Source organism: Pseudoalteromonas neustonica, assembly GCF_001653135.1.
In the GTDB taxonomy this organism is placed as follows: Bacteria; Pseudomonadota; Gammaproteobacteria; order Enterobacterales; family Alteromonadaceae; genus Pseudoalteromonas; species Pseudoalteromonas neustonica.
Map to the genome: position 1 here is coordinate 245,799 of NZ_BDDS01000004.1, position 26,341 is coordinate 272,139.

At 38.9% G+C, this 26,341-nt stretch carries 25 protein-coding genes; 17 read left to right on the forward strand and 8 right to left on the reverse strand.

Translation table 11 applies throughout. The features are described 5' to 3' along the window. Window positions 1–32: 32 nt before the first annotated feature. Together A7967_RS08450 and A7967_RS08455 are read right to left on the reverse strand one after the other, a co-directional pair. Window positions 33–878, reverse strand: a complete 846-nt coding sequence (locus tag A7967_RS08450) for a BrxR family helix-turn-helix transcriptional regulator (RefSeq protein ID WP_054205017.1) — start codon at window positions 876–878, stop codon at window positions 33–35. Between the two features lie 370 nt (window positions 879–1,248). After that, entirely contained in the window at window positions 1,249–2,454 is a 1,206-nt protein-coding gene (locus tag A7967_RS08455; protein ID WP_054205018.1) for a J domain-containing protein, read from the reverse strand. Between the two features lie 74 nt (window positions 2,455–2,528). Between A7967_RS08455 and A7967_RS08460 the strand changes: the two genes are divergently transcribed. From A7967_RS08460 to A7967_RS08495, 8 genes are all read left to right on the forward strand, one after another. Beyond that, entirely contained in the window at window positions 2,529–3,482 is a 954-nt protein-coding gene (locus A7967_RS08460) for an SPFH domain-containing protein (protein ID WP_054205019.1), read from the forward strand. Window positions 3,483–3,500: 18 nt separating this feature from the next. Further along, a complete protein-coding gene (locus tag A7967_RS08465) occupies window positions 3,501–3,953 on the forward strand; it encodes an NfeD family protein (RefSeq protein WP_054205020.1) in 453 nt (150 codons plus the stop codon). Window positions 3,954–4,267: 314 nt separating this feature from the next. After that, entirely contained in the window at window positions 4,268–4,942 is a 675-nt protein-coding gene (locus A7967_RS08470) for an ABC transporter ATP-binding protein (RefSeq protein ID WP_054205021.1), read from the forward strand. Beyond that, window positions 4,936–5,907, forward strand: coding sequence for an HlyD family secretion protein (locus A7967_RS08475; protein ID WP_054205022.1), 972 nt, complete (start codon window positions 4,936–4,938; stop codon window positions 5,905–5,907). Before A7967_RS08470 ends, A7967_RS08475 begins: the two co-directional genes overlap by 7 nt. Beyond that, a complete protein-coding gene (locus A7967_RS08480) occupies window positions 5,897–7,066 on the forward strand; it encodes an efflux RND transporter periplasmic adaptor subunit (protein WP_054205023.1) in 1,170 nt (389 codons plus the stop codon). The genes A7967_RS08475 and A7967_RS08480 overlap by 11 nt, the downstream gene beginning before the upstream one ends. Beyond that, window positions 7,063–8,262: an efflux RND transporter periplasmic adaptor subunit gene (locus tag A7967_RS08485; RefSeq protein ID WP_054205024.1), complete on the forward strand. Its 1,200-nt coding sequence runs from the start codon at window positions 7,063–7,065 to the stop codon at window positions 8,260–8,262. The genes A7967_RS08480 and A7967_RS08485 overlap by 4 nt, the downstream gene beginning before the upstream one ends. Next, window positions 8,259–9,494 carry an ABC transporter permease gene (locus A7967_RS08490; RefSeq protein ID WP_054205025.1) on the forward strand — a complete coding sequence of 412 codons (1,236 nt, stop codon included), beginning with the start codon at window positions 8,259–8,261 and terminating at the stop codon, window positions 9,492–9,494. The genes A7967_RS08485 and A7967_RS08490 overlap by 4 nt, the downstream gene beginning before the upstream one ends. A gap of 84 nt (window positions 9,495–9,578) precedes the next feature. Beyond that, complete coding sequence (locus A7967_RS08495) at window positions 9,579–10,424, forward strand: patatin-like phospholipase family protein (RefSeq protein ID WP_054205026.1); 846 nt, start codon at window positions 9,579–9,581, stop codon at window positions 10,422–10,424. A 143-nt stretch (window positions 10,425–10,567) separates the two neighbouring features. Here A7967_RS08495 and A7967_RS08500 read toward each other — a convergent pair whose 3' ends face one another. After that, on the reverse strand, window positions 10,568–12,193 hold the full coding sequence (locus tag A7967_RS08500; RefSeq protein WP_054205027.1) for a methyl-accepting chemotaxis protein: 1,626 nt from the start codon (window positions 12,191–12,193) through the stop codon (window positions 10,568–10,570). 466 nt (window positions 12,194–12,659) lie between these two features. Here A7967_RS08500 and A7967_RS08505 point away from each other — a divergent pair, with 466 nt between their 5' ends. Then, complete coding sequence (locus A7967_RS08505; RefSeq protein WP_054205028.1) at window positions 12,660–13,466, forward strand: type 2 periplasmic-binding domain-containing protein; 807 nt, start codon at window positions 12,660–12,662, stop codon at window positions 13,464–13,466. A gap of 11 nt (window positions 13,467–13,477) precedes the next feature. After that, on the forward strand, window positions 13,478–13,948 hold the full coding sequence (locus A7967_RS08510; RefSeq protein ID WP_054205029.1) for a DM13 domain-containing protein: 471 nt from the start codon (window positions 13,478–13,480) through the stop codon (window positions 13,946–13,948). Between the two features lie 11 nt (window positions 13,949–13,959). Here the strand turns inward: A7967_RS08510 and A7967_RS08515 are convergent, their stop codons facing one another. The 3 genes from A7967_RS08515 to ahpC form a co-directional block, all read right to left on the reverse strand. Then, window positions 13,960–14,364: a GFA family protein gene (locus tag A7967_RS08515; RefSeq protein ID WP_054205030.1), complete on the reverse strand. Its 405-nt coding sequence runs from the start codon at window positions 14,362–14,364 to the stop codon at window positions 13,960–13,962. A gap of 129 nt (window positions 14,365–14,493) precedes the next feature. Continuing rightward, the gene (ahpF, locus tag A7967_RS08520) at window positions 14,494–16,065 is read right to left on the reverse strand and encodes an alkyl hydroperoxide reductase subunit F (RefSeq protein ID WP_054205031.1); all 1,572 of its coding nucleotides are present in this window, start codon (window positions 16,063–16,065) and stop codon (window positions 14,494–14,496) included. Window positions 16,066–16,174: 109 nt separating this feature from the next. Beyond that, window positions 16,175–16,744: an alkyl hydroperoxide reductase subunit C gene (gene ahpC / locus A7967_RS08525; protein ID WP_054205032.1), complete on the reverse strand. Its 570-nt coding sequence runs from the start codon at window positions 16,742–16,744 to the stop codon at window positions 16,175–16,177. A gap of 251 nt (window positions 16,745–16,995) precedes the next feature. Here ahpC and A7967_RS08530 point away from each other — a divergent pair, with 251 nt between their 5' ends. The 7 genes from A7967_RS08530 to A7967_RS08560 all read left to right on the forward strand — a co-directional run bounded on the left by A7967_RS08530 (window position 16,996) and on the right by A7967_RS08560 (window position 22,401). Next, window positions 16,996–17,415 carry a DUF3429 domain-containing protein gene (locus tag A7967_RS08530; protein ID WP_054205033.1) on the forward strand — a complete coding sequence of 140 codons (420 nt, stop codon included), beginning with the start codon at window positions 16,996–16,998 and terminating at the stop codon, window positions 17,413–17,415. Between the two features lie 56 nt (window positions 17,416–17,471). Further along, window positions 17,472–17,822: a hypothetical protein gene (locus A7967_RS08535; RefSeq protein WP_054205034.1), complete on the forward strand. Its 351-nt coding sequence runs from the start codon at window positions 17,472–17,474 to the stop codon at window positions 17,820–17,822. A gap of 77 nt (window positions 17,823–17,899) precedes the next feature. Then, window positions 17,900–18,748, forward strand: coding sequence for a GGDEF domain-containing protein (locus A7967_RS08540; RefSeq protein ID WP_054205035.1), 849 nt, complete (start codon window positions 17,900–17,902; stop codon window positions 18,746–18,748). Between the two features lie 304 nt (window positions 18,749–19,052). Then, window positions 19,053–19,862, forward strand: coding sequence for a class I SAM-dependent methyltransferase (locus A7967_RS08545; RefSeq protein WP_054205036.1), 810 nt, complete (start codon window positions 19,053–19,055; stop codon window positions 19,860–19,862). Continuing rightward, window positions 19,859–20,854, forward strand: coding sequence for a Gfo/Idh/MocA family protein (locus A7967_RS08550; protein ID WP_054205037.1), 996 nt, complete (start codon window positions 19,859–19,861; stop codon window positions 20,852–20,854). The genes A7967_RS08545 and A7967_RS08550 overlap by 4 nt, the downstream gene beginning before the upstream one ends. 197 nt (window positions 20,855–21,051) lie before the next feature. Then, window positions 21,052–21,930: an EamA family transporter gene (locus tag A7967_RS08555; RefSeq protein WP_054205070.1), complete on the forward strand. Its 879-nt coding sequence runs from the start codon at window positions 21,052–21,054 to the stop codon at window positions 21,928–21,930. Window positions 21,931–22,020: 90 nt separating this feature from the next. Next, window positions 22,021–22,401 (forward strand): hypothetical protein, encoded by a 381-nt coding sequence (locus A7967_RS08560; RefSeq protein ID WP_054205038.1) that lies wholly within the window; start codon window positions 22,021–22,023, stop codon window positions 22,399–22,401. Window positions 22,402–22,615: 214 nt separating this feature from the next. On the opposite strand, the gene A7967_RS08565 is transcribed toward A7967_RS08560, so the two are convergent. Further along, window positions 22,616–23,482: a sensor domain-containing diguanylate cyclase gene (locus A7967_RS08565; protein ID WP_054205039.1), complete on the reverse strand. Its 867-nt coding sequence runs from the start codon at window positions 23,480–23,482 to the stop codon at window positions 22,616–22,618. A gap of 578 nt (window positions 23,483–24,060) precedes the next feature. Beyond that, a complete protein-coding gene (locus A7967_RS08570) occupies window positions 24,061–26,307 on the reverse strand; it encodes a DUF5916 domain-containing protein (RefSeq protein ID WP_231659028.1) in 2,247 nt (748 codons plus the stop codon). Window positions 26,308–26,341: the final 34 nt, after the last annotated feature.

The following is a 26,341-nucleotide window of genomic DNA, read 5'->3' on the forward strand; positions in this document are numbered from 1 at the left end:
ATCACCTGCTGAGTTTTTACGCATGTTTAGTATTACCATGCCATATAAGGTTTAAGTGCCTCTAAGCATGTTGGACTTAAAATAATTTGTTGGGCTTCGGGTTTGGTTTGGTAGCTGTCTAGGTGAAGTTGTTTAAGTAAGTACAGTAATAGCGCGGCGCGTACGGTTATTTTACGTTGGTAACGGCCATTTGGCTGTTTTGTCATTTGATGATCGAGTGCGATAATGTGGGCGCGTTCTGGGGTTAAACGCGGATCGGGCTCTATCACTACGGTTAATTGAGTTTGCCACAATGTGTCGTGACTTTGGTCATATTGCGCCTCCCCTTCAAACTCACATTCACCATTAAAGCGTGTTAGTACAAAGTCTCTAAAGCCACTATTTTTTTCACAATAGGCGCGTACGTGCCAACGCATACCGTCAAATATTAGATTATGTGGGCTTATTATGCGTGATTCAAATTCGGGGCTGGACACTGAAGCATAGCCTACATCAACTCTTAATCCTTGATTTAATGCACGTAGCACGCCCCTTATTTTGTGCGGTTCAATACTAATTAGTGGTGAACTAAGCCAAGTAAATTGCTGCCAAGTAAGTGTATCTTCACTTTGATCGGCTAGCTTTAAATACGCTGTTAGGTCAAGGTCGATTAAGCATGGGGAAAAGTCTTTTGTTGCTTCATACCCTTTAAGTGAACTGTTGTAACGTAGGCTCTGTGGGTAAAACTGTATATAGTCTTGAATAATATTTGACGCACTTGAACGACTAATTGCAAAGTGCTTTTGCAAATGATTTGTGGTTAACCGCCCTTCCCAATGAATAATAAGTTCAATAAAATTAAAGCGTCTACGGGTTATATAGTCGAATTGTGGGGTCATGCATTCCCTGCACTATTTCATTATTGTTAGCTCAACTTATCAGAAAAATTATTGATTACAAGCAGAATTCCTTTTCTGCTTATAAGGGCGTGTTGACCTTTCAGGATTAAAATTTGTTCCAACAAGGGGCGATTTAATCGCGGCGCGAGATTTGTAACCTAGTGGGCTAAGTAAAAGTCGAGCAAAGCTTCCGCGTCCTGCTCACGCCCCTAGGAAGAACCCCGAAGGGCAGCGTGTGTTTGGCATTTATGCTGCGTTATCGCCTATTTATGGGGAACAACCACACACCATAGGCTCTGCCTTGCCTAAATACCAAACATACTGCTGCAAATTTAACCTCGAAAGATAAACATGCCCTAGCTTGTTTAAATCAAAAATTAAACATGCTTTCTAGCGCATCGTCAAAAGACATAGGCATATGGCGTTTATTATTAATCCGATCATTTAGCTCTTCTTTAAGTAATTTTACTGTGGTGCAGTATCCTAAACGCTCGGATATTTCTTCACACTCACTATTTAAAGCAGCGATATGATTAGTAAAATTATGTTTAATTTGCGCTTTACTACGACCATTAAATTTACGCCATACGAGTGAATGCGGATCATTGCCTTCTTTTTGCTGGCGGTGCAGTTTATTTAACTCAACTATTTTATTTTGCAGTAGCGGAATTAAGTTAGCTTTAGTTTCTTCATCAAAATCTACGTCGTCATCAAAATGAGTTATGTATAACTGCAATAAGGTAAAGCCATCTTTTGCTTTACGGGCCTGCCCTAGTTGCTGCATAAGTTCGTGCTTTTCAGCCTTTTTGGTTGGATCAGGCTCTTTATCCGGGTGAAGTTTTGCTGCTAAACGTTTATACATTTTGTTTAGTTGCGAGCTTTTAAATAGCTTTTCTAATTTTGCATCCGTCTTTTGTTGTTTAATTTCATCGCGGTCGAATCGTTCGAATTGATCAAAAAAATCATCCCAGTCTTCATCTTGTTCTGCATGTGCATTGCCTGGATTAAATGCATCGTCGTCGCTTTCTTCATCCTCACCAAAGCCTTGTTCATCAAGATGCTGATAAAGTTTTTGGGGATTGACGGCAATTTCTCTCAAGTCTTCATCTGTTAACTCTAAACCGGGGAAATCTTGTTGGAGCATAGTTCGTAAAAGATTCAACTGGGATGAATCAATTGCATTAACTGTATCGTGATTGTGCTTGCTTAAATGCGATTGAAAGATTTGCGTTACTTTTTCAATTTCCAACTCACCAATAAATGGGTGCCCTGATAAGTATTCTAAATCTTCGTTTATCCAATCTACAAGCTCATTGCGCTGCTCAATCGTCAGGCTTTTACGCTGAATAAATTTACTCAGATGAATAATTTGCTCTGCCATCATACGGGCTTGGTGGTGCTCGTGAGGCTCCACTTGCTCTTTAAACTGATTGAATAGCGTACTTTTTTTAATCTCAAAGTTTGCGTTACGCTTGGTGTGCTTATCTATTCGCTGCCATAAACGTTCTAATTCTGATGCAGGTTTCGCTGTCGCTTGCTGTTTTACATTTTGTAAAAAAGTTGTGTTTGTTTTCATTAAAGCTCGTATCTCATCATATTTACACGCATAATCATTGCTCTAGTCTAATAAAAAATCTAAGGAGAGTATACATGGACCCAATTGCGCAAATATTCAACATGCTGTTTACTGTTGAAGCGTTTTTACTCATTTTTGTATTAGTGCTGCTTAAAAGCAGTGTTAAGTTTGTACCACAAAACCGTGCTTGGTTAATCGAACGTTTTGGTAAATATCAATCAACTAAAGAAGCCGGATTAAACTTTATTATCCCATTTATTGATCGTATTGCCGCAGATCGCAGCTTAAAAGAACAAGCACAAGATGTGCCTTCTCAATCGGCCATCACTAAAGACAACATTTCATTGATTGTTGATGGTGTTTTATACTTTAGGGTACTTGACCCATACCGCGCCACTTACGGTGTTGACGATTATGTATTTGCTGTCACTCAACTTTCGCAAACAACCATGCGTTCAGAGCTTGGTAAAATGGAACTTGATAAAACCTTTGAAGAACGTGATCTACTCAATACCAATATCGTAAGCGCAATTAACCAAGCGGCTGAGCCGTGGGGTATTCAAGTATTACGGTACGAGATTAAAGACATTGTGCCACCGCAATCTGTAATGGAAGCGATGGAAGCGCAAATGAAGGCCGAGCGTGTTAAACGTGCACAGATTTTAGAATCAGAAGGTGATCGCCAAGCTAACATCAATGTTGCCGAAGGTAAAAAGCAAGCCCAAGTATTAGCTGCCGAAGCTGAAAAAGCCGAACAAATACTGCGCGCTGAAGGTGAAGCTAAAGCGATTATTGCCGTTGCAGAAGCACAAGCAGATGCATTACGTAAAGTCGGTGAAGCTGCTGATACTGAACAAGGGCAAAAAGCAATTCAATTAGATCTTGCGTCAAAAGCAATTGCCGCTAAACAAGCTATTGCTAAAGAATCTTCAGTTGTTTTACTACCAGATAACGGGACTGATGCCAGCTCAATGGTGGCACAAGCAATGTCGATTATTAATACGTTAAATACTAAACAAAAAAGCTAAACGACTAAGGGGATAATCATGGATCTCATTACTAATAATTTACCTGAAGTGCTGATGATTTTAGGCATTGCAGCTCTCATTATTGAGGTTGCTGTATTAGGAATGTCGACTTTTATATTATTATTTTTAGGCATGTCGTTGTTTGCAACCGGTTTGATGATGAATTTTTCAATATTGGATAATTCATTAACGACTGCATTGTGGAGTAATACCCTTGTAACAGCGGCACTGGCTGCTTTACTGTGGAAACCTCTTAAGCGTATGCAAGACAATGTAGACACTAAAGAAGTTAAAAGTGATTTTGCTGAGCTCGATTTTATACTCAATAGCCATGTTAATGAGCAGGGTCTTAGTACACATTCATACTCTGGGATCAGCTGGAAGCTAAAAAGTCACCAACCACTATCCGCTGGTACGCATGTTAAAGTAGTAAAAAAAGAAGTTGGTGTAATGTGGGTTGAAACGCTTTAATTATCTCAATAAAAATCAAATAACGTGAAGCTATTTCACGTTATTTGCCTCTCATGTCTTATATATTTTTTGTAACAAAAAACATTTCTTTTTATTTCAAAAATCAAAGCAATTAAGTGCTTTAATCCATCAAAAATCAATTAAACCCACTCAGAGTTAATATAATAAACATAAAAAGATACAAATTTGTTAACCGGGTTTTATCTTTAACGGTAGCTTAATTTTATTCAATAAAGCAAAAAATCTTTTGCTTGTTCCTGTTACCTTTTCCCGTTAGTTTAATTAGCCATAATTATAAAAATAAAAGTCAGCATATGATCAGGGTCGAAAATCTTTGCCGTACTTATGGTGCAGGTGAAACGCAAGTAATTGCATTAGATAACGTATCGTTACATATTAAAGAAGGTGAATTTGTCGCGGTGATGGGCGCATCCGGCTCAGGAAAGTCTACTTTAATGAATATTCTAGGGTGTCTCGACACGCCAACTTCTGGTAATTATTTACTTTCTGATGAAAGTATAAAGGAGGTACATGACGAGAGCCTTTCTGCTATTCGCAATAAGAAAATTGGCTTTATATTTCAAACCTTTCACTTGTTAACACGACTAAGCGCACAAGAAAATGTTGCCCTACCACTGCGCTATACCGATATGCCAAAACAACAAGCTAGTGATCGCGCAATGGCGATGCTTGATAAGGTTGGTTTACAAAATCGTGCGCACCATAAACCATTTGAAATGTCAGGGGGGCAACGTCAGCGCGTTGCCATTGCCAGAGCATTAGTGAATAACCCGCAAGTAATTTTTGCAGATGAACCTACCGGTAACCTCGATAGCAAAACATCCCATGAAATAATGGAGTTACTGTGCTCGCTCCACCAGCAAGGACACACCTTAGTCATGGTGACACATGAAGAAGATATTGCAGCTTACGCTAAACGCGTAATTCGAATGAAAGATGGTGTAGTGATTGAGGACAGCGGATGTTAAAAAATAAATTGATTAAAACCAGCCTTATCTTACTTTTTAGTAGTTTGTCATTTTCAACTTTTGCCCAAAGCTTATTGCTCAGTGGCGAACTAAAAGCTAGTGAAAATCAAATATTCTACGCTCCCAAGTCAGATACATGGCGTGTGCAAGTCCAATGGATGATGGAGGAAGGCGAAATAGCGCAAAAAGGTGATACCGTTGTAGTATTTGATAGCGGCACAATTGCAACTGAAATAGAGCAAGATGAAGTTAACCTTGAAGCCGCACAAGAAGAGCTTATTAGGATCACCACCAGTAATAAAGAAAATCAAATTGAAGCTGAGTTTAACTTTAAGCGCTCTGAGCTTTTATTAGAACGTGCGCGTATTGATGCTGCTATTCCTCAAGTTAATTTAAGTACTTATGACTATCAAAAAAATCAGCTTGAATTTGAGAAGGCTTTAATTAATAAACAAAAAGCATCTGAAGAACTGTTGCAAGTAAAAACAGAGAATAGCGTTGCTTATAACAAACAATTACTAACCATTGAACAATTAAAAACTAATCTTGAATATAACAAAAATCAGCTTGCTAGTATGAGTATTCAAGCTCTGCGATCGGGGCCCGTATTATATGCCAACCACCCGTGGAATGGCGAAAAAGCGTTTGTAGGTATGACTGCGCAACCGGGTTGGAAAATTGCCGAAATACCAGCCATGAGTGAGCTTTATATTGAAGCATGGGTACATGAAATTGATTACCATCAGTTAAAGCTCGGACAACAGGCACAGTTACTATTTGACGCCTATTTACAACAGCCACTAAGCGCTACGCTAAGCGAAGTCTCAACTCAACCAGAAGAACGCTTACAATGGGGAAAAGACGCTTATTTTAGAACTCGTTTTAATTTTAGCGCTGTTGCATTAAATCTGTTGCCAGGTATGAGCGCAAAGCTAACAATAGGAGCAGATACAGATGAGGAATAAAGCCTTATTAGTATGTACAGTAATCATGTTTGTGTGTGTATTAAGCGCATGCAATGACGAGAGCCAACAAACCCATGTTGTTAAAAGCAGTGACATTGCTATTACCGTCAATGCTAACGGCGAGTTGGAATCTTCAACAACAGCAATCATTGCCCCGCCGTCTGTCGCCCGTATGTGGCAATACCAAATTAAAACGATGAAACCTGAAAATACACACGTTAAGCAAGGTGAAGTCATTGTCTCGTTCGACGACAAACAAGTTCGAGATAAACTAATTGAAAAACAATCAGAGTTACTACGGGCAAAAAAACAGCTAGAAAATGCCCAAAATAAAGAACTCATCAAAGAACAAGAATTAACACTCTCCGTGGCTGAAATGAAAATGAATTACGATAAAGCTAAACGCAAAGCAGATATTGTCGATCATTCTCGTTCTGAAGTTGACCGTAAAAAATCACAAATTGATTTTACAATTGCAAACAATGATTTAACCCTTGCTAAAAGTAAACAAACCTTTCAACAACAAAGCAAAGAGTTAAATCTAAAAATGGCAAAGAGCAAGGTTGCTCGGCTACAGAGCGAAGTGGACGGATATTTACAAGATATTGATCGTCTTAAAGTAAAAGCCCCGATAGATGGCCTAGTAATTTACAAAACCAATTACCAAGGTGAAAAATCATCCATAGGTGAAAGCGTACAATTTGGCCAACCGGTTATGGAACTTGCTGTGCTGGAGAATATGCAAGTAAAAGCACAAATCGATGAGCCCGATAGCGGTAAAATAACGCCCGGGCAAACGGTTAAAATTACCATTGATGGTAGTACTGAGTTAGTTGTTTCAGGAAAGGTAAAAAGCTTAGGCCGTGTGTTTAGAGAAAAATCATACCAAGATAAACGCCGTATTGTAGATGCAATTATCAGTATTGATAACCTTGATATTAGCGCAATAAGACCAGGCCTAACAGCACGCTTAGAGATAACCACCGCATTACTTGCACAGGCTTTAAGTATCCCTTTAGCTAGCTTACAGTATGATTTACAAGGACCCTTTGTTGAGACTACGGAGAATAATAAACAATTGATAGAGATTAGCCATTTCACTGATAATCTCGCCGTGATTAAAAGCGGTTTACAACAAGGTGATGAGGTGAAATTATGAAAATCCGTTTTGTATTGAGCTTAATTACCACTGCGCTTATATTAAGTGGTTGTTCTAAAGAAAATAAAGTTCAAAATGCCCTGACTTATACCGTCAGCACACATAGCTTTAAAACCGAAGTTGAAGCCAAGGGCCATTTAGTTGCTGCAAACGAAACCCTTATAGTTGCCCCTGCATCAAGTCAAGGACCGCAAACTTTAGCGTGGTTAATGCCTGAGTATAGCCAAGTCAAAAAAGGCGAAGTGATTGCGCGTTTTGATGGGGAGAAAATGCGCCGTCAAAGTCAAAAAATTACAAATCAAACCGCCATGGCTGATGAAGACTTAACGCAAAAATCAGGCGCAATAGAAAAAGATAAAACAATTTTAAATCATGACATTGTATTGGTTAGTGAAGAAAAACAGTTTGCCGAAGACTATTCAATCGAAGATGAACGCATTATCTCCAAGCTAGAGATCTTAGAGTCACAACAAAATGTTGAGTTTTTAAATGCAAAACATAATTACTATGACTGGCAGGTCGAACGCTTTGAACAAGGCGCAACTGGCGAATTAATGCTGTTAAAAATGAGAAAAGATCAACATCAACAAAAATTAGCATCTTTAAATACTAACTTATCACAACTTGAAATAGTTGCCCCCCATGATGGCTTACTAACCCATGACACTAATTGGCGTGGTGAAAAACCCCGAGCTGGTGAAACGCTATGGCCAGGGCAAAAGATTGCAGCGTTACCCGATGTCAGCCAAATGCAACTAATCCTTTATGTATCTGAGCGTGAGGCCATTGATTTAGCAGTGGGTCAAACTCTAACGTTTAAGCTTATCGCTTTACCTGATCAACAATTTAGCGGTGAATTAATTGAAGTGTCTCCTTTTCCAAAGTCTATTAAACGTGGCGATCCACAAAAATATTACGAATTAAAAGCAAATATTAATGAACAAAGCGCTGCATTACGACCAGGTTTGAAACTCAACGCACATATTTTGGTTACCCCAGAAAGCGAACGCTTAATAGTACCAAAACAAAGCGTATTTACTGAACAAAATGCCCATTATGTTTACACCGAAGTACACAATGAGTTTATTAAAACCACTGTAAAATTAGGCAAACATAATTTAAGCCACGTTGAAATAGTTGAAGGTGTCGCCTCTGGTAATGTGATCTCCTTAATTAATATGAAGGACGCCCAATGAAATATTTGAGTTTATTTATCGACACCACGTTAGAGCTTGCGCAGCATAAATTACGTACCTTGCTGACTCTATTAGGAATGATTTTTGGTGTGGGTGCCGTTATTGCGATGCTCAATATTGGTGAAGGTGCAGAGCAAGAAGCAATGAAAATGATTGACTCTATGGGCTTGTATAACTTAATTGTTAATGCAAAAGAATTTGATGAAAAGGAATTAAAAGAACAACGTAAACACTCTGCAGGTTTGAACCTTCGAGATGCTCAAGTCGCTCATGCGTCACTGCCTTTCATCACTGATTATGCGGCGCAAAAAACAATTGAGACATACCATATCTTTAGTCAATACAATAAAAGCGATGCGTCCGCTGTTGGTGTTAGTGCAAACTTTTTTGAATTATCACACTTCCAAATTTTTTCCGGTCGTGTTTTAAATCAAAACGATCAACAACAGTTTGCACAAGTGGCTATGTTAGGCGCAAATACCGCCAAACAACTTTTTCCATTAGGTGACGCCCTTGGGCAACAAATTAAAATCAATCACCTCTGGTTTAAAGTCATTGGCATTTTACAATCTCCCTATTTAAAAAAGAAAGAGTTTCAAGGTGTGAAACTAGGCAATGAACAAAATCAAGTGTTTATCCCTCTAAGTACGGCGCTACACCGCTTTAAAAGCGGTTTACTCGATAGTGAAGTAACCAGCTTAAAACTGGCGATTGATAAGTCTGTAGACCCCATTATCGCAGCCCAAGCATTAGAACATCTGCTGCAAAATCGTCACAGTGATATTGATGATTTTGAATTAGTCATTCCAGCCGCTTTATTAGCACAGCAAAAACAAACCCAACAAATATTTAATATCGTTATGTCGTGCGTTGCAGGTATTTCATTGCTCGTTGGAGGGATTGGTATTATGAATATTATGCTTGCCACTGTGCTTGAGCGTACCAAAGAAATTGGTTTATTACGTGCTATCGGCGCGACACAAAAAGATATCCGCATACAATTTATTGCTGAAAGCTTCACTATTTCTATTTTGGGTGGTTTATTAGGCGTTGTCTTTGGTATTGGTTTATCTGAAATTATTTCAATCTATTCTCAGTGGGCTGTATCTTGGTCCATGACCGCTATTGTATTGTCTTTTAGTATTTGTGCATTAGTAGGGCTTATATTTGGCGTATACCCTGCAATTAAAGCGTCACAGCTTGATCCTATCGAAGCCCTACAAAGTGATTAATTACTGCAGGTAAACTCACATTCTCCCTCGCGAATTAACAATGAAATTGTTAGCATAGCGTTATTCTAAAAAGAGAGTAACGCTATGAATCATTCATCTCATGCTTTAGTTGTTGAAGGTGGCGCTATGCGTGGGATATTTGCCACGGGTGTACTTGATGCTTTTTTGACTGCCCAATATCAACCTTTTAACCGCTGTTTTGGTGTGTCTGCAGGCGCAACCAACATCGCCGCTTATTTGTGTAAACAACCCAAGCGAAATCATAAAGTAATTACCGATTACTCTTGCAGGCCTGAATTTATAAATTTATCACGATTTATTCGTGGCGGGCACTTGTTCGATTTAGATTGGTTATGGCAACAGACTATTAAAGATATTCGCCTTGATTTAACAACGTTTCATAATCAATCATGTGATTTTTACATTGTCGCCACTGCAATTGAAAATGGCGAAGCCCAATATTTAAAAGCCACAGCTAAGCAATTAGAACAACAACTTAAAGCATCATGCGCTATTCCAATTGCCTATCGAGATTTTCCGTCTATTGGTGGATTAAAGATGACCGACGGTGGAGTTGCCGATTCAATTCCTATTCGTAAAGCGTATGAAATGGGTGCTAATGAAGTAACCGTGATACTTTCTCAACCGCTTGGCTATCGAAAAAAACCAAATAAAACACCTTGGCTTACAAAACATATTTACAAAGATTACCCTGCACTTATTCGCGCTACGTTAGCACGCACTGAAAACTACAATGCCAGTATCGACTTTATTCACAACCCGCCAGCTAACTGTAAAATAAACATCATTGCACCACCTAAAAACTTCAAAGTTGGTCGTACAACCACTAACACAAAGAAATTAGCTGATGGTTATTTGATGGGCTTTAATGCTGGTCAAAATTACTTAAGCCGTATTTTAGTCACTTAAAAACCAAACTCTTTGTTAGCAACAAAATCCGGGGAATATTATCAATTAAGTGACGTTCTAAGTAGTTTTAGTACCAAATACACAACCGTGTACTTGGTACTCTATCGAGGTAATATTAGATTTTATGTTTAAGTTTAGGTCTACTATATTTTAAATTCATTTACTTGCTGCTGTAACGTCGCTGCCAATATTGCTAACTCCTGAGATGCTTGCGCATTTTGCTGTGAACTTTCACTAACAGACAAAATACTTGCGCTGAACTCATTAATATTACTACTTAGCTCATGCGCAACCATTTTTTGCTCTTCTGTCGCTGTTGACACTTGGGTATTCATATCTGCAATTTGAGTGACCTCTTGATTTATCTCACTTAATACTTGAGACGAATACTGCGCATGGTCAACACTTTCTTGGGCACTGCTTTCAGCATTTCCCATCGACGCAGCGGCTTGTTGCGCCATTTCCTGTAATTTAGTGATCATTTCATTGATACTTGCTGTTGCCTTTTGGGTGTTATGGGCAAGCTGCCTTACTTCATCCGCAACAACAGCAAAGCCTCGTCCTGAATCCCCAGCTCGTGCAGCTTCAATTGCTGCGTTAAGGGCTAATAAATTAGTTTGTTCTGCAACGCCTTGAATCATCATAACAACTTGATTAATATCGTTTGTTTGCGTATTTAATTCATTTATAAGTTGAGTATTATCATTGACTAAATGTGACAACGTTTTTATTGATTCTATGTTATCTGCAACTGCTTGTTGTCCTTGTTGTGCTTTAGTGTCTGCGTTTGTAGCTTTATCAGATGTTGCAAGTGCATTTTGAGCCACCTGCTCAATCGCACTACTCATTTGCGTGATCGCGGTTGCTATCATCGCTGATTGTTGCTCTTGCTCTGTTGCTGTCGTCGCTACTTGATCGCTAATCGAGTTCATTTGTTCAGCAGCAGACGATAAAGTCATTGTCGCGCCCGAAACGTCCGTTACTAACGTATGAATTCTTGCCACCATGTTATTAAAATGTGTTGCTGTTTCAGCAATTTCATCTTCACCCTGAACATTAGCTCGTAATCTCAGATCTGCATCATTTGCAATTTCAGATATTGTGTTACGTAATGACATAAGTGGATTATGAATTGATCGGTATATAAAATAGGCAATCGTCAATAAAATCAATACAAGTAATACAACTGACACTTCCATTATTAAGCTCGTCACTTCATAGCTGTCATTTGCTTGATCTTTGAAGCTATTGGCCTCGTGTAATTGTAATTCTATTAAGGCTTGATAACTTGTACTCAAAGGGTCAAATACATTATAGAGATCACTCACAAATTGTTGCTGAGACACAGATTGGAATTCTTCGTTTGTAATACTATCGAGTAGGTTTTTCAGGTGTGCTTGAACAGGCAAAAGTTTGTTTTCTACGACACTCACTAAGCGCCGCTCTTCATCCGTTAAGTTAGTACTAAGATATGCTTGCCATTCGCTATCTGCAGTATTTTTTGCATCGTTCACTGCACTCAAAAAGTCAGGCTTTGGAATATTTCCTGCTCTATACTTATGAAATAAGTCAACAATATTCACAGCATAATTATCTGACACATTCTTTATTTGCTTAAGTGGAACAACCCTGTCTTCGTATAAATCATCGATTCCTACAACTAAGCTTCCCATTGTATTTATAGAAAATACAGCCGTTAAAATAAATATCAGTACTGGCAGTATTGCCAGTACTCCTAATCGGGTTCGTACTGAGTAATTATTAAGCATAGCGTTCCAAATTTACTTCTATTATTAGAAAAGTATAATACTAATTTTAAAACACACTGGTTTTTTTGCTAATTAAATTATAATAAATTCAACACTAGGGCGTGTTGACCTTTCGTGATTGATTTTGCAGCAGGCTGTTTGGTATTTAGACAAGGCAGCGCCTATGCAGTGTGGTTGTTCCCCATAAATAGGCGATAACGCAGTATAAATACCAAACATGCGCTGCCCAAAGGGTTCTTCCTAGGGGCGATTAACTCTTTGTTACTCGATTTTTACTTATTCTCACATGGATGTGAGCCAGTAGAATAACGCAGGAGCAGTTATCGAGCCCGCTAGGTTACAAACCTCGCGCCGCGATTAAATCCCCCCTAGATTGAACAAATTTCAATCCACAAAGGTCAACACGCCCTAAACCTACGAATATTTTGCTATAGTATGTTAACTATTATTGACTTACGACTGAACTATGGCTTTCTCATCTTTATTACGCTATACGCTTTATTTATTGTTATTGCTCCCTTTCGCCGCGCAAGCTAATAATGCAGTTGTTAATCTTCATTTAGCCCGACCGAGTATTGTAGAATCACCCACAAATCAATACATTCATGCTTTACTAACACAAAGCTTTGCTAAGGTAGGCAAAGAAGTTAACTTTATTTACTCAATTAAGCCCATGAATAAAAAAAGGATCACTGGAGAGCTTTATAAGCCCGGTGGAATTAATTTAGCCTGGTTATCTATAGAGCCTAGCGCACACAATGATCTACTTCACACATCCTCCCCCTTGTATAAAGGGATACATGGCAAACGCCTATTGATGATTAATAAAAACCAGCAGGCAATCTTCAAAAGGATTTCGTCGCTTAATCAATTAAAGCCGCTCGTAGGGTTACAAAAACAAAGCTGGTCCGACTATAAAGTACTCAAACGAAGTGGCTTAACCGTCAATGGTGAACTAAGTTATAAAAGCATGATAAAAGCATTAGACACAAACCTTGGTGATTATTTCCCTCGCTCTGTGTCCGCAATTGAAGCCGAACTTGCAAAACAAAAACATGTAGATTTAATGATTGAACCAACAATTATGTTGCAATACCCCAGTCATTATTACTTTTATACACACAATAGAAATAAAGATTTATTAATATTACTTGAATCAGGCTTAACTCAGTTACAACAAAGTGGTGAGTTTGAGTTGCTTTATCAACGCTTTTTTGGCGAAAAGGAAAAACGCTTAAATTTATCATCAAGGAAAGTATTTAACTTAGAATAAAAGGCTTAGTTATGGTTACTACTTTGATACGTACGCTTTCCTATCTCGTTGTTTTTATATTAGGTTTTGGTTCTGGTATGTATGCTCTACCCATTATCACTGCGCCGACCTCTCCTAGTAAACTGGAACTAGCAACACATGCTCAAAAGGCAATTTATAGCGGTGAATTTAAAGAAGACCTAGAAGGATCTGATGCATTGCATTTTGGTACGGGTGAAGTTCGTTTAACTAAGCGGATGATTTCGTTTGCGGGCAAATTAAGTCCCGGACCTGACTACCAGCTTTACCTCGCTAATAAATTTATTGATAATGAAACTGAATTTTTAGCACACAAGGGAAGCTTCACACGGGTAGGCAGCGTCAAAACATTTGATGGTTTTATGGTCAAAGTGCCACAAGGCATTAATATTGCTGACTTTAATACCGTTATTATTTGGTGCGAAAGCTTCAATGAATTTATTACAGCTACGCAATATCAATAAGCTGCTAAAAATTAGCGGCTTGGTTCAAAGCCGTCGTAGTGAGGTAATTGTGCATCAAACTCCTCCCAATTAGCTTTAGAACTACAAAAATTGTGGCTAATAGGTCGCTGTGTTATGCCACTATCGAGAATACCTAAGCGTAGTCTTAGACGCGTTATATCGGCTAAGTTTTCACTGTAAACAGGTGAGCCACATTTACTACAAAAATACCGATTTCGACCCGGTTTAAACTCAAACATGCTCAGAGAGTCTTGCCCTTTAGTAATGGTAAAATCGCTTCGCGCTACAAACCCATTAGTTGCATATGCTGTTCCGCTTGATTTTCGACACAAAGAGCAATGACAATGAATAATGCTGCTGATAGGGCCATCGATTTTAATCGCTATTTTTTTACACAAGCAACTTCCTTTGTACATTTACTTTCCCCTATATTTTTTAAAAAATATAACATAAGTAATTATTTTAATGTACAAAAAAAGCCGCCTTTGGAGAGGGCGGCTTTGGAAAATAGCAGTCATGGGTGTAAACTGCTAAATCAAGAGCTTTTATGCCACAGCAGCGTCGTTATCACTGTGGCGAATTAAATAATCAAACGCGCCAAGACTCGCGGTTGCACCGCTGCCCATCGCGATGATTATTTGTTTAAAAGGTGTCGTGGTTACATCACCGGCACCAAACACACCGGGTAAAGATGTTGATCCCTTTGCGTCGATTTCTATCTCACCAAATCGTGTTAACGACACATCACTGTTTTTAAGCCACTCTGTATTTGGTATAAGCCCTATTTGCACAAAAATACCTGCAAGACTTATCATTTTGCTCTCACCCGATTCGCGATCAGTGTAGCTAAGCCCCGTTACACGCTTGCCGTCACCTAGCACCGCAGTAGTTTGTGCATTTTTTATAATCGTAATATTCTTTAAACTATTCGCTTTTCGTATGAGTACTTCATCAGCACGTAATGTGTTAGCAAATTCTAAAACTGTGACATGTTCTACGATATTCGCTAAATCAATTGCCGCTTCAATACCTGAGTTACCACCACCGATCACCGCAACCGATTTACCTTTAAATAGCGGTCCATCACAGTGCGGGCAATAAGCAACGCCATGTCCACGATATTGGCTCTCCCCAGGCACATTCATTTCGCGCCAGCGAGCACCTGTTGCAAGTACTAAGGATTTAGCACTTAACACTGCGCCATTTTCTAAAGTGATGTCATAGCCATTGTTATAACTTAGCCCTACAGCACGTTGATTATTCATTACATCCACATTATATTCTTTAACGTGTTCTTCAAGTTGGGCAACAAGTTTGGGGCCTTCTGTTGCTTTAATCGATATAAAATTCTCTATACTTAATGTATCCGCCACTTGACCACCAAAACGTTCAGCAACAATACCTGTATTCAAGCCTTTTCGCGCGGCATAGATGGCTGCAGATGCACCTGCAGGGCCACCACCGACCACTAATACATCAAATTGCTCTTTTTCGTTCAGCGATTGAGCTTGACGAACGCCTGCCTTACTATCAACTTTATTTAAAATCGTACTAAGCGTCATTGCCCCTTGACTAAATAGTTGTCCATTTAAGTACACTGCGGGCACGGCGAGGATATTTCGTTGCTCCACTTCGTCTTGAAATAACGCACCGTCTACCATAGTGGCGGTGATCAGAGGATTAAGAGCTGCCATTAAATTAAGTGCTTGAACGACTTGCGGGCATGTCTGGCAACTCAATGAAATATATACTTCAAAATTCAGTGGTTCACTCAACGAACTTATCTGCGCACGCTGCTCATCAGAGACCTTACTGGGATGGCCGCCACTGTGAAGTAAAGCCAGCACTAAACTTGTAAACTCATGCCCCATAGGTACACCCGCAAAGGTTATTTGGGTTTCTTTTATGGGTGAGTACACCGTCATTGAAGGACGACGTACATCGTTATCTGGGTTGTTTCGTACTAAAAATTGATTACTTAATGATGCGATGTCATTCGCTAGGTTTTCTAATTCTGTTGACTTTTTGCTGTCATCCAAAGCGATAAGCAGCTCAACAGGATCTGTTATAGATTCAAAGTGGCTTTTTAATTGATTTTTTATGTTTGTGTCTAACATGACTTAGCCTTCGTTTTCAGCAAAAGGGTGCCCATCATCACGCTAATGTGCTTAATAAAGTTGTGATGATGGGCGTTTTGGAACACATTAATTATGTGCAACCATATATTTAGATTTTGCCAACTAAATCAAGAGACGGCGCAAGAGTCTCTTCACCTGGCTGCCATGATGCAGGACAAACTTCGCCATCATGTGTTGCAATATATTGCGCTGCTTGTACTTTGCGTACGAGTTCTTTTGCACTGCGGCCAATGCCTAAATCATGAGTTTCGATGATTTTTATTTCACCTTCAGGGTTCATTACAAACGTACCACGTAACGCCAAACCTTCTTCTTCAATCATCACACCAAAACTGCGTGTAATACGCCCTGTTGGATCGCCAATCATTGGATAAGTGATTTTGCCGATAGTGTCTGACGTATCGTGCCACGCTTTGTGCGTGAAATGTGTATCTGTAGAAACAGAATAAACTTCAACACCCATTTCTTGTAATTGTGCGTAATGATCTGCTACATCGCCTAATTCTGTTGGGCATACAAATGTAAAATCGGCCGGGTAAAAGAAGAAAATTGACCATTTACCTAATACATCTTTCTCGCTTAGTTCAACAAAATCACCATTGTGATAAGCCGTAGCGTTGAATGGTTGTAGTTTTGTATTAATCAATGAAGTGCTCATAGTATTCCTCATGGGTATTTAAATAAAAAATAACAACACACTGTGTGTTGGCTTGAGACATACAATAGAGCGTTTGCTTAAATTAATAAAATTGATTGTTTGGATTGATGTAATCGAATATACAGATTGAACTTCCTGCTTATAACGATCGTATACGCGATATGGGCATGCTTTTAAGTTAGCGTTTTTCAATTTCTAAATGGTACAATGGTGTGTTAAATTTGTATTAATAACTCCGTGTAAGGTAAGCCATGAACAAATTCGTTAATCATATTCAGTTAGGTTATTTAGGCCTCGTGCCATTTTTAGGCTGTGTTGGATGGCCTTTACTCGTTGGTAGTAACCAATTTAACATGCAATTTTTTACCTTTTACAGTATTGCAATATTAGCGTTTATGGCGGGGAATTTATGGCATGCAGGAAATCAACGTTACAGCGATGCTTTAAAAGCCGTGATACCCGTTATACCACTTGGGTTTTTAGCTTTCGTACCACAAACAGTCACTTTAATATGGTTAGCTGTTAGTTTTTGGCTAGTGTTCTTTTTTGAGAAGTCGAACCCACAATGGCAAACCTACCATGCAGATTATCAAAAAATGCGTTTTGTGTTAACTTCTGTGGTTTTTGTCTGTCACACTTTTGTGATCGGAATAAGTTTATATCCTAACTAACTCGCCCTTCAAAGCGGTTTCATGTACCATCCTCGCACTGCTTTTTAGGATAACTTATGATAGATAAACTTCGTCAACAACTTGATCAACTCGGTGAAAACTACGTTGAAAAAAACGCCAATTTCAAAATTAAAGTAATCCCTTTCTTTTGTGCCATACACATAAAAAAAGACCATAAGAGTGAAGGCCGACTATCATTTTATTCTAATCAATGGCTTGAAATTGCTTTAGTGGTAATGTTTTTACTGTTTGGTTTGATGATTTTTGATACAGAATCCGGTTTTACAGACGGGCCAATCCAGATTGCGTTTGCTGTATTAATCACTTTTAACTTGATCATAAAACAAATTGCTATTGAAGGCTTAAAAACCCGACTCGCTTTATGCCCTATTAGAGAAAAACCATAATATTTGCTAAAGAGGCTTCGCGAAACAGACATTTTAGTACTATAAATAATGTATAAAAATAACTTTTTTGGCTTTAAATGAAGCATACCAATTGGCTTATCTGTATTTGGGTTGTGGTGTTCATTTGCACATATTTTTTACTTTCTCATGAGCAATCACAATTCGACACGATTGAAGAGTTATTCTGGGCGGGTATCTCTGTTTCACTCACGTTGCAAGTTTATTCCTCTTTAGGTAATAGGGTCTTAATAGGCGCATGGATTTTATATTGCTCAGGACTGATATTTGATTTACTAGATGACTTGTTAGATGCGCAGATGTTTCCTTTTCTGATCTTTGATACTACGTTCAAGCATGTTGGTTTCCTATTAACGTGTGCAGGATTGTTTTCGTTAATCACAGAAAAACGCGCAACAATAAAAAAGCTCAATATTGAAATTCAAACCCGTCAAACTTTGCAAGAACAACTGGAATTTGAAGCAAGTCACGACAAACTTACCGCCTTGGGTAACCGACGCGCCTGCTTTGCACGCTTTGATGAACTTAAAGAACACTTTCATCTCATCTATTACTTTGATTTAGATAACTTTAAGTTTGCTAATGATAATTATGGTCATCAATGTGGTGATGAAATTTTAGTTGATTTTGCACAACGCCTTAGTAAGCACTTTACTAAACAAAATTGCTTTCGCCTAGGTGGCGACGAGTTTATCGCTTTTTGTGATGATGAAAATCCTAACATAGATGAACTAAGAATATACTTAACGGCTTTTATGCAACAATATAAAGTTGGTGTGAGTATTGGTTTTGCAGAGCTAAATAACGACGATAACCCCGATCATCTTCTGCATATAGCAGATCAAAATATGTATCGAGATAAAACCAGTAAATCAATGCGTCAGCGCTGTCGAGAAAACGACAGCTAACTTTGTTATATACCAAGCCACCTCAAGATGCAGAATTCAGCGTTTCACAGAGGCTTAATATCAAGGCGTTACTTTGTAGGAATGGCCGCCCCTTTTAAGAAGGAACAACGATGAGAGTAAGTCGCTGTGAAAAGCCCAACGGGTTGGTTTAAAAGCGATTTATACTGCGTTATTGATTTTAACAATAGAACCACTATTACTTGTAATCAATGCCTTGCCTAAATCGCTTTTAATTCCAACGACGCTCGCATCTTGAGGTGGTTTGGGTATACTGGCGCAATCTTGTGTTAAAAAACCATAATTCATGTATTTAAACCCTAACTGGCGTATTCTCACTGTAGGTGATGGTGACCTTTCTTTTTCACATGCGTTATATCGTGCAATTAAACCTAAGAAACTCATTGCCTCAACTTATGATGATGAGCATACAATTAAAACCAAATACACTGACAATGCATTCAGTGACCTTACTGATAATAAAGTAACCGTATTAACTCATTTTGATGTAACGAATAAAGATACATGGCGTCGTTTGAATAATGACACGTTTGACGTCATTATTTTTCAATTTCCGCTGATCCCAGCATTTGCAGGAAAAACTGCTTTTGTTGAAAATACTCAAAAAAATAGCCTAAACACATTAAACCGTGCGTTGTTACACCAATTTATTAAATACGCTTGCGAACTTGCTCTGGATAAATCAGGGCCGATGCTTTGCTATATTACCTCTAAAGATGTGAAGCCCTACTTACATTGGAATATTGAGGGCAGCTTAGTTGCTGGGCTAGATGCGAGTTACTTAGGTAAATTACCTTTTGATATTTCCAAATTCCCTGGCTATAAAATTCGCAATGTTGATAGAGATAAACACGTTAAAGATACCAGTGGTATCACTTATATTTTTAGCCCAAAAAGCAATGCAGATCTTAAGTCAATACTGACCTACCCTGACTACTTAACAGATAATCACTGTGATCTATGTCGAGCGGGCCCTTTTCATGGCAACGAAGATCACCAAAAACATATCAATGCAAAAAAACATCAGCAAATGCTAGCTTTAGAGCATGAATGGAAAAACTGGTTAACTCATTTTAATAACAAGGAAGAGCTATGAACTTTGTCATCGTCGGAACCAATTTTATCAGCGATACGCTACTGAGAGCGGCACAAACCCTACCTGAATTTAACTTATATGGCGTATGCTCAAGAGCAACAAACAGCGGTGAAGCATTTTTAATAAAGCATAACCACCATAATGCAAAAGTGTTTACCACTATAGAGCAAGTTTGTAATGATGAAAATGTCGATGTAGTTTATATAGCTGCGCCAAATAGCCTGCATAAATCCTATGCCATTAGCTGCTTAGAATCGCAGAAGCACGTACTTGGCGAAAAACCTTCTGCGGCGAATAGTCATGAGTTAAAAGATATTATTTGCGCCGCTAAAAAACACAACCGCCTCTATATGGAAGCAATGATGACGACGCATCTGCCTAATTTTGAAATCATTAAAAATGCTTTACACAAAATTGGCACCCCTCGTAAATACATTGGTCAATACAGTCAATATTCGTCTCGTTACGATAGGTATAAAAGTGGTGAACGCCCAAATACATTTTTACCTGAATTCGCCAACGGCGCGCTTGTCGATTTAGGTATTTATCCGCTGTATATTTTAATTGCACTGTGGGGCGCACCCAAGAGTGTACAGGCTAGTGGGGTATTACTGGAGACTGGTGTTGATGGCGCTGGCGATCTATTACTCAATTACGATGATAGACAAGCGGTGATCAGTTATTCAAAGATCTCCCAAGGAGATAACTTTACCGAAATTCAAGGTGAAAAAGGCAGGCTACGCATTGAAGCCGTGTCGCAGCTTAAACGCGTTCAGTTTATAGCGAATGACGGTACTGTTGAGGAACTATCAAAACCATTTGATACACACTTTATGCGCTATGAAGTTGCCCACTTTATTAAAACGGTTAATTCGCAGTTGTGTGAGTCACCAATTAATACGCATCAATTATCGCTCGATGTAATGACCGTGCTCGATAATGCACGTAAGCAATTAGGTGTGAGCTACCCAAATGATAAATCAAAAGTGTAATCTAATCGGTTATCTTTTAAAGAGTTTATTGTTTGCTAGCGGTTTAAATTAACGCCGGGGCTAGCAGTACTGTGCCCCTTTCCTAGCCTCATTAATTACCGCCAAAACGGTCACCATTTTTAATCGCAAAACCTTACTACCACTAGTAAAAAAAAGGTAAAATGACTAAAACATTACTCTTTGGTTTAAGGATTGCAATGCCGCGTACAATCTCCCCTTTTTTTCTCGCTATTATTTGTGTATTACTGGCAATGGTCACTTTGCAATCTGGTATTTCTATTGCTAAAAACCTTTTTCCTATTATTGGCCCAGAAGGCACTACAGCTCTGCGCCTCGGTTTTTCTGCCATCATTTTATGCTTAGTGTTTAAACCATGGAAAGCATTTCCTCGTCTAGGTCAACGCCTTCCTATTGTTATTTATGGTTTAAGTTTAGGCGGGATGAACATACTATTTTTTCATGCTATTGAGCGTATTCCGCTTGGAATTGGTGTCGCATTGGAATTTACAGGGCCTTTAGCTGTCGCGCTATTATCATCGAGACGAAAACGCGACCTGTTTTGGGTTGGCTGTGCTATTGCCGGGATTTTTATGCTTCTTCCTGATATGACCGGTGAAGAAAGCCTTGATCCTATAGGTGTTTTACTCGCTCTTGGTGCAGGAGCATGTTGGGCGGGTTATATTTTATTTGGTAAAAAAACAGGTAATCAAGGCTCTGGAGGCATGACAGTAGCACTTGGAATGAGTGTAGCCGCCATTGTATTAGTCCCCTATGGTGCAATATCACAAGGTGCTGCATTACTCACCTGGGAAGTGATACCGTTAGGTTTATTAGTCGCAGTGATGTCGAGCGCCTTGCCTTATACGCTTGAGATGGTGGCATTACGTAACATGCCTGCACAGGGTTTTAGTATTATGATGAGTTTAGAGCCTGCAATTGCTGCAATGGCAGGGTTTATGATTTTAAGTGAACTCTTAAGCATTTGGCAATGGTTAGCTATTTTACTTGTCATTATTGCATCTGTGGGTAGCTCATTATCCGTTAAGCAAGAACCTGCACCTAAAGAGCAAGTATGATTGGCTAATCTGATACTATAATTTCTACTAATAGCACGATAATCTATCTGGAACAGGCACATACGACCAATTACATACAAGGATGTTAAAATGTTGAACTGGTTAAAAAACACATTATCCAAGAGTATCTGGCACACATTAGCTATGATAATCATAATGCTTGTTGCAGGCCCTGAAATCATGATTAGTATGGAGTTAATGGCTATAGTTGAAGTGTTAGGCGCCTCAACATTCGTTGCAATGTATTTTAGCGGGTTAAAATTATTTATTTGTAATTGTTGGAATAGGTTTAAGACATTTGAATCCCATTCTTTTTTCTTTATCCCGTCATTTGATGCTTTAAAACAAATGCCCTCTCTTTTTATTCACGCAATACCCGAGCGCACTATTGTAATTGCTTATCTCTGTGTTCTTATTGGCTGCACATTATGCCTTTATATTAATATTGCTTTCCCGACAACCACAGGCTAACCACATAAAAAGGCTCTAAGTGAGCCTTGATTAGGGTCTGTTGAACTTTGCGGATTAAAATTTGTTCACCCGCGAGGCGATTTGATCACGGTGCAAGGTTTGGAATCGAGTGGGCTAAGTAAAAACCGAGCAAAGCGTGTGCGTCCTGCTCACGCCCCTTACCTAAATACCAGACAGGCTGTCTGCAAATTTAACCTTGAAAGGTCAACAGACCTTAATAAACAATACGGTTTCCCCCTGCATTTTTAGCTCGATACATCGCCTGATCCGCATATTGAATTAGCTGCATATCGCTCGTTCCATTCTCAGGGTAGCTTGCAATGCCAATACTACTTGATAGATCTAAAATTAAGCTTTCAATTTTAAATGGGTGCTTACATTGCACACAGATTTTTTCAGCAATATTATAAATATACTCCCGTTCACTTATACCATTGAGTAACACAACAAATTCGTCACCGCCTAGGCGTCCAACGGTGTCAGAGCTTCTAACACAACTCAATAATCGCTGCGAAATACTTTGTAATAACTTATCGCCAATGAGATGGCCATGGGTATCATTAACATCCTTAAAACCGTCTATATCAATAAATAACAACGATAACTCTACTGCGCTGCGATCGGCCTTTGTTAAGGCATGTTGGATACGATCAAGTAATAACATTCTATTTGGCAGGCCTGTAAGTTGGTCGTGCCCAACCATATATTGAAGCTGCTTTTCAAACTCTTTACGCTCAGTAATATCATGCGCAACTGCAATTCTAACTTGGTGTAGCTCAGACCATCTAACAGACCACAGTATATGTAATACTTGCCCATCTTTACGCACCCAGCGATTTTCAAATCGTGGCCTTGACTCCCCCGATAATAAAACTTCAACCGTGTCGTGGGTGATATCATGATCATCTTTATAAACAAAATCGATCATTGGCTTACCTATCACTTCACTTGGAAGGTAACCAAAGATATTTTCAAATGCAGCACTAACAAAAACAAAATGACCTTTTTTATCAACAACACAGACCGCATCTAGCATCAACTCGAGTACATCTGTTAGACAAAATAATTCATTATTTTTCATTCAGCCATTTTTCCTGTTTAGAATTCGTAGTTTGGTCTACCGTAATCCATGTAGTAAGCAATGCGAAGCTAAGCTTATTTATAGTTTATTATAGAGTAAATTACATATCTTAAACGTACTTTTACTGTTTAACCTCATAATAAGAATCGAATTATAAAATAATGATATGTTGCTCTATATACCCAAGCCACCTCAATATGCAGAATTCAGCGTTTCAAAGGGGCTTAATATCAAGGCATTACTTTGCAATAATGGCCGTCCCTTTTAATAAGTAACAACGATGAGAGTGAGCACCTGTGAAACGCCCAACGGGTTGGCTTAAAAGCGATTTATACAGCGTTATTGATTTTAACAATAGAACCACTATTATTTGCAATCAATGCCTTGCCTAAATCGCTTTTAATTCCAACTGAAACTCGCACCTTGAGGTGGCTTGGGTATATACCTAAGCCACCTCAAGGTGCAGAATTCAGCGTTGCATAGCAACTTAATATCAAGGCATGACTTTGCAACAACGCAATCTCCTTAAGAAGTAGCAACGATGAGATAAAGTGCCTGTGCAACGCCCAAACGGTTGGTTAAAATAAATAACGCACTTTAAAGGTAAGCTGGTCTTGATCGCGTTCTTGCCATAACGTATTTAAGTTACGTAACCATTTATGGGAGCCTACATCATCATCGAAGCTCGCACCACCTCGGTTGTATACTAAATAAATATCAGAATACGCACCTAACTTATAACGTAGCTTTATTTGACTTGTAAAGCGTTGATCAGTAAAGCTATTGTCTATACCTACTTGTTTATTTAGCTGGTTTTGTGAAATATCGTATACTGAATCTGTTTTAGCATCTAAAATAACCCATTGGAAAATAAAGCTTAATTCCAAATTATCGGTAATTAAACCGGCTGCATTCAAATAGCTAACATAAAATTTACGGTCAAACTGCGTAACTTGATCTGGGTCGGTACCAATCACTAACCCATCACCAATTCGGTAAAATTGGTTGAATTTAACGCTCCAGTTATGATGCGGCATCCATGTCATATCAACGGCGTATTGCTGCGCTAGTCCATCAATACCTTCTTCGTCTAACTGAAAGCTGGCAGCCCAACTAAACTCCCCAGTATAAGGACTACCATAAAAGAGTCGGCTACTAAGTGTGCTGTTACTTTGATAAAGCCCTACACCACGACCAATTAAATCATCCCACCCTGATGTAAAGTACTTAAGTGATGCACTGGCCGTTGCACCATTATCTAAAATAAATGATGCTGTATAAGCTTGTAATGCAGGGAGCTTTAAACCGTTATCGGTACTTTGATAACTGGTATCAATGCTGTGTTTCACTTGGTTTATAAAACCGTCAGAGTAATTAACCGCATGATTATAATTAAGTTCAGTTACTCGCCAGTTATTACGCTGTTTATAACCTAAATCATTATTTTCAAATTGATCATCAAGGCGTAAATAGTCACCTGCAAAGCTTACATTTGGATTAAACTGGTATTTAACATTAGCGCTTAAGCCATAACCTTGTTGATCAATTTCTTGAGTACCATAATCAACTTTACCTTGTTGAATATCTGAAAATAACAGCGCACTTTGTAAAGACCACGTTTCACTTTGATATTGGCTGTCAAATGCCGCTGTTTTTGCTTCACGTGCTAACCAAGGTCGCTCTGTTTGTGTCACTAGCAGCCCTGATTGCCAGTTATCTTGGCGAAAACGTGCTCGACCCACATAAAATTCTTTGCCTGCATCTGATTCTAAATCGTCTTCATGTACCGCAAAACCTGCAAATTGCCAATGCTCACCTTGGTGGATAAAACGCCCGGCAGCATCAATCGGTGTTATCTGCTCTGTCCCATCATCACTACCCGCACCAATACGTCGCGTATGAATAAGCCGCGTATTTTGCTCTGCTGTTACATTTAGCACACCAATATCTTGAGTGAAAAACGCTCGTTTATCTGTCGTTAGAGTTTCAACTGTGGAATAGTTAACTACCAACTCATCGCTATCTACTTGACCAAAATCAGGGTTAACCGCCACACTCAATTTTTGATGATGATCGGGTTTGTAAATTAAATCAAAGCCGATATCGACATTATTGTCGTCAGCAATAAAGTTTTGCTCAGACGTTATGTAAGGCACAAATGACCACTGCTGAGAAGTAGGGATCTGGGCCAGTACTTTCGGCATATTTAAATAAAAATCACTCTTACCCGTAGTCTGCTGTTGCGACCCATAGATATGGTTTTTCGCTAATTCATATAATTGTAAAGACACCCCCACGCTCGCCAAATCTTGTTCATCACGGTTTGGCCTAAATGAAACCGTTTGCCAAGGGATAAAAATTTCATTCGTCCAGTAATCAGGGTACTCATAAAAAGCTGACTGCCATACGCCATCCCAATCGAAGTCAGTGGTTAATTGCGGTGTTAATACAGCATCTTGAATGCCTCCACCTAATGTGGCCGAAAACTGATAGGCGCCACTGCCATCCCCTGAAAAATCTATCACAAAACGGTTAAAATCAGCTTGCATAAAGCCATCTTGTAGGTTGTATTGCTTTTTACGGTCGCCTTCTTTTTGAAAGTTTTTAAAACCAATATAAATGCCCTCTTCAGTGGTGAATACGAGTCCCTGTACTTTGTTTTGAGTTACTTCCAGTGTGGCGGGGACTACTTTAAAGAAGTCATGATAAGCCGTCGCGTTATGCCATTGAACCTCGTTCAACTGACCATCTATTTTTATATCTTTTGCGATCACAGACTGGCTCACCAACAAGGCGGCCGACACACTTACTAACGTTTTCATCATTGCATTTACTTTGTGTAATTATTTTCTTTATAAG

Excerpts from the sequence above, each read along its gene's own strand:
- A7967_RS08450 (WP_054205017.1), bottom strand. The coding sequence starts at position 878 with ATGACCCCACAATTCGACTATATAACCCGTAGACGCTTTAATTTTATT.
- A7967_RS08455 (WP_054205018.1), bottom strand. The coding sequence starts at position 2,454 with ATGAAAACAAACACAACTTTTTTACAAAATGTAAAACAGCAAGCGACA.
- A7967_RS08460 (WP_054205019.1), top strand. The coding sequence starts at position 2,529 with ATGGACCCAATTGCGCAAATATTCAACATGCTGTTTACTGTTGAAGCG.
- A7967_RS08465 (WP_054205020.1), top strand. The coding sequence starts at position 3,501 with ATGGATCTCATTACTAATAATTTACCTGAAGTGCTGATGATTTTAGGC.
- A7967_RS08470 (WP_054205021.1), top strand. The coding sequence starts at position 4,268 with ATGATCAGGGTCGAAAATCTTTGCCGTACTTATGGTGCAGGTGAAACG.
- A7967_RS08475 (WP_054205022.1), top strand. The coding sequence starts at position 4,936 with ATGTTAAAAAATAAATTGATTAAAACCAGCCTTATCTTACTTTTTAGT.
- A7967_RS08480 (WP_054205023.1), top strand. The coding sequence starts at position 5,897 with ATGAGGAATAAAGCCTTATTAGTATGTACAGTAATCATGTTTGTGTGT.
- A7967_RS08485 (WP_054205024.1), top strand. The coding sequence starts at position 7,063 with ATGAAAATCCGTTTTGTATTGAGCTTAATTACCACTGCGCTTATATTA.
- A7967_RS08490 (WP_054205025.1), top strand. The coding sequence starts at position 8,259 with ATGAAATATTTGAGTTTATTTATCGACACCACGTTAGAGCTTGCGCAG.
- A7967_RS08495 (WP_054205026.1), top strand. The coding sequence starts at position 9,579 with ATGAATCATTCATCTCATGCTTTAGTTGTTGAAGGTGGCGCTATGCGT.
- A7967_RS08500 (WP_054205027.1), bottom strand. The coding sequence starts at position 12,193 with ATGCTTAATAATTACTCAGTACGAACCCGATTAGGAGTACTGGCAATA.
- A7967_RS08505 (WP_054205028.1), top strand. The coding sequence starts at position 12,660 with ATGGCTTTCTCATCTTTATTACGCTATACGCTTTATTTATTGTTATTG.
- A7967_RS08510 (WP_054205029.1), top strand. The coding sequence starts at position 13,478 with ATGGTTACTACTTTGATACGTACGCTTTCCTATCTCGTTGTTTTTATA.
- A7967_RS08515 (WP_054205030.1), bottom strand. The coding sequence starts at position 14,364 with ATGTACAAAGGAAGTTGCTTGTGTAAAAAAATAGCGATTAAAATCGAT.
- ahpF (WP_054205031.1), bottom strand. The coding sequence starts at position 16,065 with ATGTTAGACACAAACATAAAAAATCAATTAAAAAGCCACTTTGAATCT.
- ahpC (WP_054205032.1), bottom strand. The coding sequence starts at position 16,744 with ATGAGCACTTCATTGATTAATACAAAACTACAACCATTCAACGCTACG.
- A7967_RS08530 (WP_054205033.1), top strand. The coding sequence starts at position 16,996 with ATGAACAAATTCGTTAATCATATTCAGTTAGGTTATTTAGGCCTCGTG.
- A7967_RS08535 (WP_054205034.1), top strand. The coding sequence starts at position 17,472 with ATGATAGATAAACTTCGTCAACAACTTGATCAACTCGGTGAAAACTAC.
- A7967_RS08540 (WP_054205035.1), top strand. The coding sequence starts at position 17,900 with ATGAAGCATACCAATTGGCTTATCTGTATTTGGGTTGTGGTGTTCATT.
- A7967_RS08545 (WP_054205036.1), top strand. The coding sequence starts at position 19,053 with ATGTATTTAAACCCTAACTGGCGTATTCTCACTGTAGGTGATGGTGAC.
- A7967_RS08550 (WP_054205037.1), top strand. The coding sequence starts at position 19,859 with ATGAACTTTGTCATCGTCGGAACCAATTTTATCAGCGATACGCTACTG.
- A7967_RS08555 (WP_054205070.1), top strand. The coding sequence starts at position 21,052 with ATGCCGCGTACAATCTCCCCTTTTTTTCTCGCTATTATTTGTGTATTA.
- A7967_RS08560 (WP_054205038.1), top strand. The coding sequence starts at position 22,021 with ATGTTGAACTGGTTAAAAAACACATTATCCAAGAGTATCTGGCACACA.
- A7967_RS08565 (WP_054205039.1), bottom strand. The coding sequence starts at position 23,482 with ATGAAAAATAATGAATTATTTTGTCTAACAGATGTACTCGAGTTGATG.
- A7967_RS08570 (WP_231659028.1), bottom strand. The coding sequence starts at position 26,307 with ATGATGAAAACGTTAGTAAGTGTGTCGGCCGCCTTGTTGGTGAGCCAG.